The organism is Sphingobacterium sp. JB170 (assembly GCF_900163865.1).
Classification (GTDB): Bacteria; Bacteroidota; Bacteroidia; order Sphingobacteriales; family Sphingobacteriaceae; genus Sphingobacterium.
Window position 1 is genome coordinate 1 of record NZ_FUKU01000008.1, and the last position, 1495, is coordinate 1495.

Annotated in this window: 1 protein-coding gene; it reads left to right on the plus strand. The window is 40.7% G+C overall.

The window, feature by feature from the left end; genetic code table 11:
* The first annotated feature begins 79 nt into the window (after positions 1-79).
* Positions 80-1437 (plus strand): IS3 family transposase gene (locus FM107_RS01145; RefSeq protein ID WP_373407983.1). Its coding sequence is split into 2 segments (ribosomal slippage): positions 80-395 and positions 395-1437, totalling 1359 coding nucleotides; the frame shifts between segments, so codons are not numbered across the junction.
* Positions 1438-1495: the final 58 nt, after the last annotated feature.

The following is a 1495-nucleotide window of genomic DNA, read 5'->3' on the forward strand; positions in this document are numbered from 1 at the left end:
TGTAAATCGTCAGCAAAAAGTGGACATGATAATTTAGAATCTTAAGGAGTGTTTTCATCAAAAAAGATTAGATTTAATTATGGGAACACCGAAGAAAAAGAGTACGGAATCATTTGTCAAGGACATTCGCAGGCAGACGCGCAGGATGTTTACAGCCGAGCAGAAGATTTTGATCGTGATGGAGGGGCTTAGAGCAGAGATTTCCGTTGCAGAACTTTGCAGAAAGCACAGCATAGCCCAATCCCAGTTCTACGCTTGGAACAAAGAGTTTATGGAAGCAGGAAAGAAGCGTTTGAACGGCGATGTGGTTAGAGAAGCCACGAGTGATGAAGTATCGGAACTCAAGAAAGAGAACGCCCGCTTGAAAGAGATGGTAGCCGATCTGGTATTGCGTTACGATATCGTAAAAAAAAGTTTGGACATGCTGGATTAATCCATAAATACCGAAAATATATGAGATTATCAGCAGCAGAAAAATACGAGATCATACAAACGGTTACCACCAGTGCAATTGGTGTAAAGCGTACCCTTGAAAGCTTCGGCATCCAAAGGAGTACATTCTACAAATGGTATCAGAACTATCTCAAGAACGGTTATGACGGCTTGAAACAAGGTTGCAGAGCATCTAGAAGACAATGGAACAGCATTCCCGAAGAACAAAAAGACCTGGTGGTTGAAATTGCTCTGGAACACACCGAGTTATCTTCCCGGGAACTGGCGCACAAGATCACGGATGAACAGGGCGTTTTTATTTCAGAATCCAGTGTTTACAGGATTTTGAAGCAAAGGGATCTAATCCCAGCTCCGAATCATATTCTTATCTCGGCAGCTAATGAGTTCAAGGACAAAACCCAATTCGTGCACCAGATGTGGCAGACCGACTTTACCTATTTCAAGATTGTGGGTTGGGGATGGTATTATCTGAGCACGGTTCTGGATGATTACAGCCGCTATATCATCCACTGGGAGCTTTGCGATTCAATGAATGCAGAAGATGTGAAGAGAACGGTAAATACAGCCATTGAAAAAGCAAAATTAAAGTCGAAAGCAAAACCGAAATTGCTGTCCGATAACGGCCCTTGTTATATCTCCAGCGAGTTAAAAACATATCTAAAAGAGGATATGAAGATGAAACAGGTTCACGGCAGACCAATGCATCCCCAAACACAGGGGAAAATTGAACGATATCACAGAACGATGAAAAACGTAGTGAAATTAAACCATTTTTACCATCCCCAAGAGCTTGTCGAAGCCCTGGGAAACTTTGTGGACAACTATAACAACAGGCGTTATCACGAATCGCTGCAAAACTTAACACCTGCAGATGTCTATTGTGGACGTTCTGAAAGAATTTTGGAAAAAAGAAAACAGGTGAAAATCGATTCTTTGAACAAAAGAAGAAAATTGTATAATCAACAAAAATTAATAAATTTATAACTTGAAACTCTCCTTAAGGTTTGAACCTAATATGTCTAATTTAGTTTGAAGACGTACA